The organism is Cytobacillus sp. Bva_UNVM-123, assembly GCF_046351715.2.
Lineage (GTDB): Bacteria > Bacillota > Bacilli > Bacillales > Cytobacillaceae > Cytobacillus.
The window spans coordinates 3467525-3482018 of the sequence record NZ_CM177772.1; the positions used below are offsets into that span (position 1 = coordinate 3467525).

A 14494-nucleotide genomic window follows, 5' to 3' on the forward strand; every position below is an offset into this window, starting at 1 on the left:
TATACTATGATTTAATAAGAAACTTGTTCCTGCACTAATTCAACAATAGAAGACATGAGTTAGAATACACCTGCACAACGGTTAGGCATGACGGACAAAGTATTTGACTTGAAAATGTTATTTATCTTAGATAGGGTTCGTTTAATAATAACGAACTGAAGAAAGTTACCATCCTTTCAATTTCAATTTGCTTTTTGTTTGTAGTGGGATTTGTGATTGTTAGTAGTGGTTTTCTGAAAATAGATAAAGATATTATCAAATATGAGGGACGTATTTATTCTAATATTACGGAACTTGATTGGTTCGAAAAAGAAAAAAGTAGGTATCAGAAAGGGGAAACAATTGGAGAAATTAAAAGAATTTCAAAATCTTCCCTTTCTCTGTGGAATTTTTCAGCAACAAAATTACCAAAAGGAACTGTCTTATATCATACAGATGATACAAAAGAAGGAATAAAACCACTTATAATTTTAGCTGAAACAGAAACTGGTGGTATTCTATATTATAGATGGCTACCTAAAGAGTAACAATCTATTCTGCTCTTTACTTGAAGAACAAAAATTAAACACGATTAAAAACGCTTAGGTTTCCCCAAGCGTTTTTTAGTGCTAAAATAACTGTTAATTTTTTAACTCATGTCCAAAGCCTAACTTATTGTATTCACCTATTATTATGTAAAATAACTTAATAATCTATCAAAAGAATGGAGCTCGTCATATGGTTTTATTTCGGTATCATTCTTGATCATATGAGGATTGAACCATATGCCCTTTATATTTGCATTTTGACAACCACCAATATCCTTTTCTATGTCATCTCCAACGAATAATGCGGCTTCCGGTTGCACATTAAGCCTATTTAATGCTAATTCAAATATACGTTTGTCAGGTTTACTAAATCCCACTTCTTCAGAAATAATTATTATATCAAAACAATTATTTAAATGAGTATTGATAATTTTAGCTTTTTGCCTCTGAGTTGAACCATTTGTTATAATTGCAACTTTAACTTGAGTCTTTATCGTATTTACGATATTGATCATATTTTGGTCTATAGAAAAACACTGAGGAAAATTGGTATTCCAAAAATCTTGTATATCATTGCTTGGCAATCTATATTTTGGTGGAAATTCATTGAAAAATGATTCCAAAACCTTTGCTTTATCATTAGAGCCATAGCCTCTATTATCATATTCTTTGAATTTTCGCAGCATTTCTTTTTTTACTGAATGTTTAACATCCTCATAACACTTTTCTAAAATAATTAAAAACATATTATCTACTGCCTTATCCCTATTAAGTAAGGTATCATCTAAATCAAATAGCATTGCTTTATAACCTCTCAATAACTTTCACAGCCTTTCTCACATTATATAAATAATCCCTAGTTCGAACCTCAAAACGTTCAATTTACCGAAAAATACAATCTTAAACTATCATTCTCTTCAGTGGGAAGGAGGTTTTCTTTTATCCTTCCATTTAGTTATTGGACATTTTTTTAATTGTTTGTAAACCCTTAATGTACATCTTGAATATTTTGTTCATTTACCTTGTCATATATAAATTGTACCACACCATATTTTACCACATTCTGTTTACTCCTTGTTTAAAGTGTTATTCGATTAAATAGCTCGATGGTTGAAAAAGTGATGACCCTTCCTTATCTTAATACACCTCTTATTAAGATTTTTTCTTTTTTACTCCAAAGAGTAATTAAAATTAAATTAAAGAGTAATTTTTATTGCAATTTAAAGCCATTTAATTTACTATATAAAATTAAGGAGGTAGGTTATGGAAAAAATGGATGACTTGAGATTAAATGTAAGTTTATTACGCAGGAAAGTACCGAATCTAACAAGTGCAGCCAGGCAAGTTGGCTTACGACCAGCTACCGTTTCTAACCTATGCACAGGAAAAATACCTGTTGGCAGAGCTGAGGTTCGAACTTTAGTTGCACTAGCATCATTAGCTAATTGTAGTTTGGATGAACTGATTATCAGAGGGGAGAAAGTCGAAATGATAGAAACGAAAATCAAAACGTTAGATTTATTTGCTCCTTTAGCAAAAGGAGGTACTGTCGGTTTGGTTGCGCGCCCTGGAATGGGTCAGCTCGTTGTATTAGCAGAATTACTCTATCGATTTAAGAATGAGGCATATAAAACAATCCTTTTAATGCCTGAAGGTGATTACCAAGGGTTAAATGATCTCGTTGAAAATGCAGAAACTATTACAAACTCTATTGAAGACACATACGAGTGTATTGCGAAAATTGGTGGAGACAAAAATATTATGTTCGTTGCAGACAGAACCCATGTAATAACAGGAGGCATCCAACAACTGCAGGAGAATCTTCAAGGGATAGGAATTCATTCTGTTACAACTTTCCTCGTTGATTTGACAGGCGAAGTTGTTGATGAAGATTTACCTTATGGACCACTTGAAACCTTTTGGCAATTCGATGTTGATCTTGCTGCAAGACACCGCTATCCAGCCGTTAATCCTCTAAGTTCAACATCATCTGTTCTCGAAGGAGCTCATTTAGAACAAGAACACTTCGCCATTCAACAAAAAGCATTAAAACTTCTTCGCCGCTATCGGGAACTCCGTTCATTAGTGAGTGTTAGCGGGATTGAACGAATTCCGACATCTGAATTACAAACATATCAAAGAGGAGAAAGGCTTGAAGCATATTTAACTCAGCCTTTTTATATTGCCGAACCCTTTACAAAAAAGTTAGGCCAAGCGGTTACCCTGCAAGATACTTTGAATGATGTAAAAGAAATTATGAACGGTGCCGTAGATTCTAAAGATGTATCAGAACTAGAGTTTATTGGGAATTTACAATCCTAATATTTGGAAAGAGGTCTAAACAATTGACCATTCATTAATTGGTCCTGTCTATATAAGAGAGGCAAAGCCAGGTCAAACTTCAGAGACTTACGAATTACACAAATTGTCATTACTTCAAAAGGAGTTCATGCATTTCTTCCCTTTGGAGTACTAAGATAGGACAGAGAAAGCGCTTCCTTTTTTGAAGAAGCGCTTTCATCTTTTGCTTTATATTAGTAAATCATGTTATTTGATATGGGGAAATTTCAATTGATGCCATTCATTTTGTTCTACGTTTATACTCTGATGCTGGAACGGTAAAAAGTCTTCGCCACATTTCAGGACATAGTGTAAATACATATGTTTGGAGAAATGCTCAAGGGATTAGAAAGTACGTTAAATACCATTGGTACCCATTTGAAGGGATACAATACATTGGTCGGGAAGAAGCAAATAGACTAGCCGCTGAAAATCCTGATTACGCTGGTAAAGATTTATATGATGCGATTGCCAGTATTAAACCCGTGGAATATGGCTTATATGTCCAGCTTATGGACCCAAAGGATGAAGCAAATCTTTCTTATGATCCTTTAGACGATACAAAAGTATGGGATGAAATAGAGTATCCCCTAATACCAGTAGGCAAAATGGTATTAAATAAAAACCCTGATAATTATATGGAACAAGTAGAAAAGGTCGCCTTCTCCGTTTCTAATTTACTAGACGGCGCAGAATTATCTGATGATAAAGTACTGCAGGGCCGTGCCAATATTTATAGTGATTCTCAAAGAAGAAGAATTGGAGCTGAATTTCGTAAATTACCTGTTAACCAACAGCAAAATTGGACACCAGCTAATCAAATAACAAGTGGTGATGGAAGATATGTTGAAGGCAAACTAGAGAGAACTTCTATAACAAAGCAAGATGATTTTGGGCAGGCTGGTGAATTCTATACGAAGTTAACTCAATTGGAAAAAGAACATCTTGTCGAAAATTTAGCTAATGATTTGAAAGTCATATCTGATGATATTAGAAAGAAAGTAATGGAGTATTTCAATAAAGTATCATCTGACTTAACAAAGAGAATTGAAATGGAAATGGGAAAGTGATATGAAGATTAAAAAACGTCATTATTTCGATTAAAATGACGTTTTTTTAAAAATTATTTATGTTTCCTTTATATATTTACATAATCTTCGTTATTGGAAGTGAAATGAGCTTACACATCCAGGCTGTTGATGATAGCTAATATTTGATGATCTGTCCATTTGCCATTAATTTTTATATTTTCTTTTGCTATACCTTCTTTTATAAACCTAACTTTTTCCAATACACGAATAGATGCTATATTGTCAGGCATAGCTCCCGCTTCAATTCTATGTAGTTTTAATTCTCTAAAAGCAAAGTCCACAACAAGTCGAAGAGCTTCTGTTGTATAGCCCTTTGCATTAAACTCCTTATCTAAAGTAAATCCCGTATAACAGCTTTGGAGGTCTCCCCTAGCAATTTGAGTTAATGAAATGTCTCCGATAAGTTTATCAGTAGCTTTTAAAAAGATTCCAAAAGCATATAATTGCCCTTCATCAGTCTTTTTTAATGCCTGTTCAATGCGTATTTTTTGATGTTCTTCTGTATAAAAGGTATCTGGCAGTAATGGGCAAACTCGTTGAAAAAATTTGCGATTTCTAGTATGTAAGTTTGCTAACTCGCTGGCGTCAGAAGTTTTATAAAGTCGAAGATATATTTGTTGTCCTACTAGTTTCATAAAACCCCTCCGATTCCTTTTAATACAATTTTATCATGGTTAATGAAGGAAAAGAATGATGAATATCGGCTTGAAGGAAAAAGTTAATGATTGTTTTTTGAATTTAATATCTCGTTAATTCTAACTTTTGGGTTTCATTCTTTGGCCCAGTTTCCTTACTTAATTCTAGATGTTCCCGAAGAAAATGAGATAGCTTTTGTCTTTCATTATCGGAAACAATGTAGTACCAGATCTTTTCGCCTTGTTGATTAGGTATTATTTGACCAGTGCCATTCAATTTATATTCTCGAATGTTTTTTCTAATATCTTTATATGTTGACTGAATACTTACCATTTTATCTAGACGGAAGTTTGTTTTGATGTTTTTTGCGACTGCCTCAAAAATATGGTCAAAACTCCACAATGATGAAATATTTGAACCTTTTTCGAGAATTGATTCAATGATTTTACGCTGTCTTTTTTGTCTTCCAAAATCCCCCTCCGGATCGTCATGGCGCATTCTTGAAAACGTCAATGCTTTTTTTCCATCAAGTATTAGCTCCCCTTCTTTGAAGGATTCACCGCCAGCCGAAAAGGCTAAATCGTTATAAACCGTTACACCTCCTAAAGCATCGACAATATCTTCAAAGCCCTCCATATTTATCTTAACGTAATAGTCTATGGGAATATTTAGAAACCTTTCAACTGTCTTCATTGACATTTCTACATCCCCAAAGGCATAGGCATGATTTATTTTATCTACTGTGCCATGTCCAACAATTTCTGTACGTGTATCCCTAGGAATGCTTAGCATATTGATTGATTTCACATGTGGATTTACTGTCATGACAATCATTGTATCGGAACGCCCTTTATCGTTCTTACGCTCATCAACCCCTAGCAAAAGGATAGAAAACGGGTCACCGTTTTTGACAATGATTTCTTCGCTTCTTTTTTCAGATTGCATTCGTTCTCCATGGTCATAGATAGTTTTAACAGCTTGATTAAAAGAATGATAGAAGAAGTATGCATAAGTTCCTCCCCCTAATATTGCTGTCGACAAATAGTAGTAATAAGGCATAGATCCATTTCTTCTTTTTCTTCATATGATTATTCCCTTTCATTTAATAATTTATCTATTTCATATTCGCCTTCAACGCTTGGTCAATTAATATTGTTAATGCTTCAATCCCTTTAGACACTAAGTGTACACCATCAGGAGCAAAATATTCCGGATGGTTTTTAGCTGCAGAATGCCAGTCAACCAATGTGATATCATCATTCACTTTCGCTTTCTCTGCTAATGCACTGTTCACTTTGCCTTCCCACGGGCGGGGTACACGTGTATTTACTAAATAAATATGAGCTTTTGAGAATGATTGAAGTAATGAATCTATCGAAACATTAGAGAAATATCCATTTGTACCTAATTCAATGATGACAGCATGATCAGGCTGATTAAAACTTGTGTAGGATTGTGCGAGTTGAACTGCTTGGGATACTTGTCTTCCGACTTTACCGTCAATCGTCATGTCTGGATATTTAATATGCAGGCTTGCAGCAATGTCTAGCATGACAGAGTCCCCAATGGCAAGGATTTTCTTATAAGGTTTATTTACAGGTGTGACACTTGTTTCCGATTTCTCCTTTTGAAATGAATCTTTGTTCTGTTCAACTTTTGACGTTAATTCTTTTCCATTATCTTGATCGGTAGGATTTTTCTCTAATGTAATGCTTTCCTGACTTTCAGAGGAGCCAGTAGTAGAACCTTTACTACTTGAGGACGGCTCCAGATGATTTATTTTTTCTTGAGTTGGATATGTCTCCATAGATTCCTTTTGAACATCCCCTTTTACTACACCAGTGATACCTGTAGTGAACACCAAAAAGAATAGTGGCAGGAGGATCGTTGTTATTTTTCTAACCAAAGTTAATCTTCTCCACTTACAAACATTCATTGCAAGGTACTGTCGAAAAAATGCCCTAAAGCCATGTTCTCGAATTGGCTTTTCAATAAAACGATATGAAAGTTCTGCAATGATAAATGTGACCACTACTTGCAAGCCAACACGCCAGTATTCTGGATTTCCTATTTCAGCCACAGGCGTACTAAGCACAATAACAGGGTAATGCCAAAGGTAGATTCCGTAAGATCTTGAACCAATCCAGCAAAGGGGCTTAAAAGAAAGCAATTTTCCTAAAAAACTAACTGGATGACTAATACAAGCTATCAGGATGGCTGCATTTACACAAACCAGCAGCATCCCTCCTCGATAGAGAAAAGATTGAAATTCATCTAAAAATAGAATAGAAAGAATAAGAACACCAAATGTGATGAAACTTGTTATATTTAATATGTTTCCTAACTTAATAGATAGATTTCCAGAAGAAAGTCTCTTCATTGGCCAGACAAAGGCAAGAAAACAACCAATAAGTAATTCAAAGGACCGTGTATCTGTCCCATAATAGACACGGCTGGGATCTACACCAGGTTGATACAATAAGCCCATTAATATAGCTGAAAATATTACGCCAATAAGCAAAAGGATTGTAAGGTTGCTACGCTTTTTAAATATATAAAATCCCGCAGCTAAAACGATTGGCCATAGGATATAAAACTGTTCTTCTATCGCTAGAGACCATAGATTCTTTAAAGGTGATGGTGAGCCGAGACTATCAAAATAGGACAGTTTGTGAAAAATAAACCGCCAATTACTCACATAAAAAAGAGAAGAAATGGCGTCTCCTCGAACAATGTGTAAGAGATCGCGATTAAACAACATAACCCACACAACGGTGGTCATAATCATTACATAAGCTGCTGGTAATAATCTTCGAAAACGTTTGATCCAAAATTTACGCAAGTTTAGATCCATTTGATTTCCCTGAGCCGGTAAAGCAATAGATGTGATTAAATAACCAGATAATACAAAAAAGATATCGACTCCTAAAAACCCGCCTTTAGCCCAGCTAAAGCTAAAATGATAGGCCATGACGGATAGGACAGCGAAAGCGCGGAGTCCATCTAATCCAGGAATATAGTTGTGTTTCTGTGTCATGCTTAAAAAGCCCCCTCATATAACATCTTTCTTTATGGTATTTAGCCATACTTTCTCCAATCCTATTTAATCAAGCAGAAATAGTTTTGTTCCATTTAACTTTTTAGTTCCAGATAATAGACGTTAGCACCTAACTATTTTGTTTTACTAAAATAATAAAATTCAAATGGTAATAACTTCCGTTTTATTTTGCAATAAATAAAAAAAATCCACTTTGAACATAGATTGCTCAAAATGGATTCTTACTCAGAAAGATTTATATTTAGTTTTTATAAAAAATCGAACTATATTTCAAATCAACAATAACTTACATAGGTTCAGAATATTAACTACATAGATATAGTTTTTGTTGCGACTGTTTGTTGAAATGCCTGATCATGCTCAACAATAACCATTGTGGGATTAAATCTTTGAATAATCTCTTCAATCTGTATGCGCGAATAAATATCAATAAAATTTAACAGTTCATCCCAAATATACAAATGAGCTTTTTCACATAAACTTTTGGCTATAAGCAGCTTTTTCTTTTGTCCACCAGAAAAATGAGATATATCTTTCTCAAATTGAATTCGGTCAAAATCCATCTTACGTAGGATGGATTTAAATAACGTTTCATCAATCTCATGCTGTTCAATAAAGTCCGATAACAATCCCTTCAGATGAGAAGTATCTTGTTGGACATAGGAAATAATCAAGCCTGAACCTAAATTTATGGAGCCTGTATGCTGTATCGGATTTCCTAGAATTAGTTTTAGGATACTACTTTTTCCGCTCCCATTCTTTCCATCAAGTACAATTCGGTCACCTTGTTCAACATTAAAGCTAATTGGCTTATTCACTATTTGGTCATCGTACTTAACAGACACATCAGCCAAAACAATCAATTCATTTGATTGAAAATCCAATGGTTCTAATTTTAATGACTCCATTTTTTCCACATTTTTTAGTAATTTTGACTTTTCCTCAATCGCTTTTTGTTGCCTTGATTCAAGGTTCTTTGCTCTCTTCATCATCTTTGCCGCTTTATGTCCTACAAACCCCTTATCAAGCTTAGAACCCGAATTTGTTGTCCCGTTTTTGGAAGCTTCTACTTGGCTAGACCAACCTGCTGATCGCTTTGAAGACTGCTTTAATCTCCCGATGTCTTTTTGTAGACGCTGATTTGTAGCCTCCTCATGTTCCTGCTGTCTATCAAAATTTAACTTCCATGAAGAATAATTACCGCTTTGAACTTCAATATTTGCCCTATTTATAGATAAGATATGGTCTACACATCCATCTAAAAAGATTCTGTCATGTGAAATTAAGATAAAACCCTTTTTCTTCCTTAGATAATCAGAGACTATCTTTCGCGCATCAGTATCTAAATGATTAGTTGGCTCATCAATTAAAAGAAATTGACCCTCAGTCAAAAAAAGTGCAGCAAGCAACACCTTTGTTTGTTCTCCATTTGATAATGTTTTAAAAGGTCGGTACATGACCTCGGCATCAACATTTAGATAGGATATTTCACGAAGAAATTCCCAATCTTCCGCTTGGGGGCAAATTTCTTCAATGATTTCATAAGTATACTTGTTTTTATCCGAAACAGGATAAGGAAAATAATTAAATTCTACTGAAGAATTGATTTTCCCACTATACTCATATTTCCCTAATAATAAATGAAAGAAAGTTGTTTTACCTCGTCCATTTCTACCGATAAATCCAAGTTTCCAATCCGTATCTATTTGGAAGTTTACACCTTCAAAAATATTGTCAAAGCTGCCTGGATAAGAAAAAGTTAAGTCTTGAACTTGTATCATTGACATAATAATTCCTCCTTTGTATATCAACACTTTTTACTTTTTATACAAAGTCGGCACATCCATCTATTCTAAATTTCTCCGTACAATCTTGATGGATATTATCGACTTATACGGAGTATTACATGCGTAACAATCGTATCTGAATTGCTCATTTCTTTCCCTCCTTTATTTATTTAATTGGCTGCGTTAAAGCACATTGTTGATTTTGAGCACAATGTTGATTGGAGTGGAAGGCGCGAGACTCCTGCGGGACAGATGAGACTCCTCGGGCGCTTTAGCGCCGAGGAGGCACACCGCCCGCCCCGCGGAAAGCGAAGCGCCTGAGCGGAAATCAACATTCACTTTTACACAGCCATTTAATTAAAAGTACAGATTAAAAAACATCAATCTTATCTATGGGAGAATAAAAAATCCTCCCAATTTGCAATTGGAAGGATTAGTCTTTCACTAATAGTAAATAAGTTCTTTTTTGCCATAAGATCATGACAAAAAAGTGTAAACTGATTTATAAAAATGGATAGACTAACCCTATATTTTGTCGTTTGAAGTTATTCATTTCAAATAAAAATATAGATTAGTTAATCATTGTCCATTCATCAGTCCTCTCATAATCTTATTTTTATATTAACAAATTTTTTTAAGGATTACAATTCAGCACCATCTTCACCTCAAATTACTGCTTATTGCTCTTTTGATAATTTCCATACAATTGACCACACGCAGCATCTATATCAATTCCAAATTGACTTCTAATGGTTACATTAATACCTGCTGCTTTTAATTTTTTGTAAAAATTAACAACATGACCTTCATCAACTTCACCGAACCTTAAAGGAGAGCTGACGGTTGGGTTATATCTGATTAAATTTACATGATATAAACGTCCTTCCTTATATCGACCTTTTAATAGACTCACTACTTCTTTAGCATGATCAATAGAATCATTCATACCAGGTAACATAATATAAGCGATGTAAACTTTTCTGGAAGTTACTCGTATATGCTCATCTAATGTATCCAACACATCTAATAATGGATATTGCATATTAATCGGCATCAACTTACTTCGTTGCTCATTAAAAGGAGAATGCAACGAGAACGTCAAATTGACTTGCGGATGATTCAGAGTCATTTTTTTTATACTTGGTATAATACCAATCGTTGAAATAGTTAACCTACGAGGGCTTAAAGCAAAAAGCATAGGATCAGTGAGTACATCTAAGGCATCGAAAACTTGCACATTGGCTAACGCTTCTCCCATCCCCATAAAAGAAATACTATCAATTGAATGACCTTGTAAGTAAAAATGGAGGATTTGGTCAGTTATTTCATCTGATGTCAAATTTCTTTTTAATCCAATATCACCTGTAGCACAAAATTTACACCCAAAATGACATCCGCACTGAGAAGATATACAAAATGATTCCCACCCAGCTTTATATTTCATATTTACCGTTTCTATTTTTTCATTTCCTGATATTTCAAATAAGACTTTCGTGACTTGCTCAGAATGTTGCTCCTTTAAAGGAACAATATCTAAAATGGACTCTCCAAATTCGTTAACTAACATTTCTCTTAACGATTTTGGAAGTACATTCATTTCATCGAATTTATCTATTCTTTCTTTAAAAATGGCATTCAAGATTTGTTTCATTCTAAAACTTGGGCAATCATGTTCCCCTAAAAATTCTTTTATTCTTCTATACTTATTGCTTAGTTTTAATTGCATCTTTCTCATCCTTTCATAAGACTCTCTAGTTTTATAGGAGTAAATAGAAAGGAGTTGACTATCCCTTAAGTTAAAAATAATCGCAAAAAAGCACCGATAGAATTATCGGCGCTGAACTTTAAATAATATATGCACAAATAAATAAACAAGGACTCTAAGTCATTGCGTTGTCATTTATTCGCCATAGAGGCAAAGCTCCGATAACTGTTTTTATATGGTTGTATAGCATAAAAAAGGACAGACTACTCCCTTTGTCCGCTAAATCATTACCAATTTTTACATTTTTACCAAACAGAATTCTAAAAACAGTTAACATTGCTTGCACCTCCCTTTGTTGAATTTATTATAGAGTAATCTAACATAAAAGTGAGTATATGTAAATTTATTTGGAAGTCCATTCATATAGAATATCAGGTAAATTTTCTTCATTTTCATGTCCTCTACCTATGATTTCAAATCCATTTTTTTTATAAAATCGTTGTGCATTCTCATTTACTTCAAATGTGTATAATGTTAATCTCCCACTTGATTGTGCTTTTACTCTATCTATCAATGTTTGACCTATACCGATTCCTTGATGATCTATATGAATATAAAGTTGGGTTATTTCCTTTTCATTATAGGCTATCACCCCAACTACTTTTTCATCAATTAACGCTAAATCTATTTTACACTGTTCAGATAATATATGATTTAAATAATAAACGTGATTTTCAAAGGAATGAATTTCTTTCTGGCCAATTGCCTGTTCCTTGCTATCTCGCCACATAGCCACTGTTTGTTCAGCGTATTTGGGGTTAAACTGAGTAATTGTGATTTTGTTTTTGTTCACTACAATACCTCCTTAAGTTTTTTAATTGCCCATAAGTATTAAATTTTTCGTGGTATTCTTCCTTCATTAAATAACTCGATCGTGGATAAGAAAAAATCCTACAATAATGAAGTGACCCCTAAAAGTTAGACACGGTTATCTCATTAGGCAGCGGATTGGGTATGAGTCCGATATTGTATCGGACTCATGCCTTTTAATTTAGCCTTAATTCGTTTGTTGTTATAGTACTCGATATATTTTTCTAGTTCTAGTTTAAAATGTTCTACACTTTCAAATTCTTTCAAATAGAGAAACTCTGATTTCATGATACCAAAGAAATTCTCCATAACGGAATTATCATAACAGTTTCCCTTACGGAACATACTCTGGGTGATTCCTCTTTTTTGTAAAGCCTGACGATATTTCTTCATTTGATACTGCCAACCTTGATCTGAGTGCATAAGTAGCTGGTGATCTTCCGGCAACCGTTCTAGTGCTTGTTCCAGCATCGTTGATACGAGAGAGTACGTTGGTCTAGAGCCAATCGTGTATGTGATAATCTCCCCATTGAATAAATCTAATACAGGTGAAAAGTAAAGCTTCTCTCCAAATAATTTAAACTCTGTAATATCCGTTACCCATTTCTCATTCGGATGATCCGCTCTAAATTGACGATCTAAAATATTGGGCACAATTTTACCTACTGCCCCTTTATAAGATTTATATTTTTTCATGCGTACAAGGCATTTTAAACCTAATTCCTTCATGATTCTTTGTACTTTTTTATGATTCACTTTTTTACCACGATTCGCTAATTCATCACGAATTCGACGGTATCCATAACGACCTTCATGTTCGTCATAAATAGCGCTTATTTCGATTTTTAAATCGGCATCTGGATCGGGTTTATCCATTTGTTTTACATAATAATAGTATGTGCTCTATGGATCCCAGCTAGCTTCACTAATTCTATCACCGGAAACTCATGCCTTAATTCATAACTACTTGCGCTTTGTCTTGTTTGGTGATTTTTCCTTGTTTTGAACTAAGGCATTCAACTTTTTTAAATACGCATTTTCCATTTCAAGCTGCTTAATACGTGCTTCCAGAGCTTCGACAGATCCTTCGGCTGGTAATTGATTTGTTTGTTTCATAGACTCTTTTTTCATGGATAGACATCCTTTCTTCTTGGATTGAAGGGCATCTAATCCTTGTGTTTCAAATTGCTTTTTCCAAACAAGAATTGTGGACGGTGCCGCTATATTAAAGATAGCTGCTGTTTCAACAAAGGACGTACCGTGTTCAATCATATAATTTAGTACGTCTAGTTTAAACTGTTGTGTGTAATTTGTATATCGCTTTATAAATGCATCAACACCATTGTATTCGTATTGTTTAACCCATTTAAGAATTGCCTTATGATTAGTTCCTAAAGATTTGGCTATTTCATATGAACTCTCATTTCCATTTAAGTAACGACTAACTGCTTGTACTTTGTCTTCTGAAGTAAATTTAGCCATATAAAAACTGCACCTCCAATTGTTAGTTGGTGTCTAACAATTGGGGTGCAGTTCAATATTTTTATTGTACTAACGATACTCCAAATTAATAATTAATTGTGGAAGAAACCTACTCATTTCTTAAACGCTAAGCTTTTGCCCCTTTTATCAATATTCATCATAGATATCGTCAGCATTTTCAAATCGAATTTCTTCAGAATTTAACGTACCCATTTTATCACTTCGATCCTCCCTATTACCTGGGAGGTTACCTTCTGGGACTAAATCTTGATTATCTCTAAATACTGTTTTTTGTTTCTTCTTATCATTGACGGCCATATTACCACTCCTATTCATTATTGTATGAATAGTTATTATCCCCAGATTTTTAAGCTCCATCCTAACTACAGTCTATATTTTATTGGACCTACTATAGCTAAAGATTATGGACATATACATAGGAATTAGTATCCTTCTTCAATTTCATCTGTACCTTAGTAGAACCTCCTCTAGCAATTATTGAAACGAAAGAGGATACTGTTCGAGAAGCATTTAATAAATACCAATATCCTTGGCATGAGAAAGATCCATTTGACAGCCAATATCAACGATGGGTTTTAGGACATCCTGATTTTCCTGAAAAAATTAATGCGTTACTTTATGCTCGAGAACATGCAATAAAAGAAAATAAAAAGAAAGATGCCAAATTTCTACGTGAGGATTTTTCAAAATTAGATGTAATCATTAGAGATGAAAGAAATGGTCAATACGTTAGGCTTGCTAAAGGTGCTAATCATTAACTTTGGTGTTTCTCCTTTTTTCTTCTTATCTTAAAAAATCTATTCAGGTTTTCTATGCAAACTTTTTAAAAATTATATTTCAAACTTCTCCTCTCTTGAAGAATTATCCCCTTAGTATAGTTATTTTAGTTCTCAATGACATGGAAATATACACAACAAACTCCATTTGTGGTTTAATATCGAAGAGAGGATAATAGTGTAATAATATTAAATAACTTC

General features: G+C 34.0%; 12 protein-coding genes and 2 pseudogenes. 4 read left to right on the forward strand and 10 right to left on the reverse strand.

Going from position 1 to position 14494, the window contains the following annotated elements; translation table 11 throughout:
- Positions 1-212: 212 nt before the first annotated feature.
- Positions 213-527 carry a hypothetical protein gene (locus tag KDN24_RS17830; RefSeq protein WP_409972219.1) on the forward strand — a complete coding sequence of 105 codons (315 nt, stop codon included), beginning with the start codon at positions 213-215 and terminating at the stop codon, positions 525-527.
- Between the two features lie 143 nt (positions 528-670).
- Here the strand turns inward: KDN24_RS17830 and KDN24_RS17835 are convergent, their stop codons facing one another.
- Entirely contained in the window at positions 671-1327 is a 657-nt protein-coding gene (locus KDN24_RS17835) for an HAD family hydrolase (RefSeq protein WP_409972218.1), read from the reverse strand.
- Positions 1328-1799: 472 nt separating this feature from the next.
- Between KDN24_RS17835 and KDN24_RS17840 the strand changes: the two genes are divergently transcribed.
- A complete protein-coding gene (locus KDN24_RS17840) occupies positions 1800-2849 on the forward strand; it encodes an ATP synthase beta subunit C-terminal domain-containing protein (protein WP_409972476.1) in 1050 nt (349 codons plus the stop codon).
- A 251-nt stretch (positions 2850-3100) separates the two neighbouring features.
- Positions 3101-3937, forward strand: a pseudogene (locus tag KDN24_RS17845) (catalase); the annotation flags it as partial.
- A gap of 110 nt (positions 3938-4047) precedes the next feature.
- On the opposite strand, the gene KDN24_RS17850 reads toward KDN24_RS17845, so the two are convergent.
- From KDN24_RS17850 to KDN24_RS17890, 9 genes and pseudogenes are all read right to left on the reverse strand, one after another.
- On the reverse strand, positions 4048-4593 hold the full coding sequence (locus KDN24_RS17850; protein WP_409972217.1) for a GNAT family N-acetyltransferase: 546 nt from the start codon (positions 4591-4593) through the stop codon (positions 4048-4050).
- Between the two features lie 103 nt (positions 4594-4696).
- Positions 4697-5653 carry an LCP family glycopolymer transferase gene (locus KDN24_RS17855; RefSeq protein WP_409972216.1) on the reverse strand — a complete coding sequence of 319 codons (957 nt, stop codon included), beginning with the start codon at positions 5651-5653 and terminating at the stop codon, positions 4697-4699.
- 55 nt (positions 5654-5708) lie between these two features.
- A complete protein-coding gene (locus KDN24_RS17860; RefSeq protein ID WP_409972215.1) occupies positions 5709-7631 on the reverse strand; it encodes an acyltransferase family protein in 1923 nt (640 codons plus the stop codon).
- A gap of 329 nt (positions 7632-7960) precedes the next feature.
- Entirely contained in the window at positions 7961-9439 is a 1479-nt protein-coding gene (locus KDN24_RS17865) for an Lsa family ABC-F type ribosomal protection protein (protein WP_409972214.1), read from the reverse strand.
- A gap of 670 nt (positions 9440-10109) precedes the next feature.
- Positions 10110-11165, reverse strand: a complete 1056-nt coding sequence (locus KDN24_RS17870; RefSeq protein WP_409972213.1) for a Cfr family 23S rRNA (adenine(2503)-C(8))-methyltransferase — start codon at positions 11163-11165, stop codon at positions 10110-10112.
- A gap of 154 nt (positions 11166-11319) precedes the next feature.
- Positions 11320-11481 carry a hypothetical protein gene (locus KDN24_RS17875; protein ID WP_409972212.1) on the reverse strand — a complete coding sequence of 54 codons (162 nt, stop codon included), beginning with the start codon at positions 11479-11481 and terminating at the stop codon, positions 11320-11322.
- Between the two features lie 66 nt (positions 11482-11547).
- Complete coding sequence (locus tag KDN24_RS17880) at positions 11548-11934, reverse strand: GNAT family N-acetyltransferase (RefSeq protein WP_409972475.1); 387 nt, start codon at positions 11932-11934, stop codon at positions 11548-11550.
- 206 nt (positions 11935-12140) lie between these two features.
- Positions 12141-13496 (reverse strand): annotated as a pseudogene (locus KDN24_RS17885) (IS3 family transposase).
- A gap of 147 nt (positions 13497-13643) precedes the next feature.
- Positions 13644-13814 (reverse strand): hypothetical protein, encoded by a 171-nt coding sequence (locus tag KDN24_RS17890; RefSeq protein ID WP_409971852.1) that lies wholly within the window; start codon positions 13812-13814, stop codon positions 13644-13646.
- 338 nt (positions 13815-14152) lie between these two features.
- Here KDN24_RS17890 and KDN24_RS17895 point away from each other — a divergent pair, with 338 nt between their 5' ends.
- On the forward strand, positions 14153-14275 hold the full coding sequence (locus tag KDN24_RS17895) for a CysS/YqeB C-terminal domain-containing protein (protein ID WP_491348493.1): 123 nt from the start codon (positions 14153-14155) through the stop codon (positions 14273-14275).
- Positions 14276-14494: the final 219 nt, after the last annotated feature.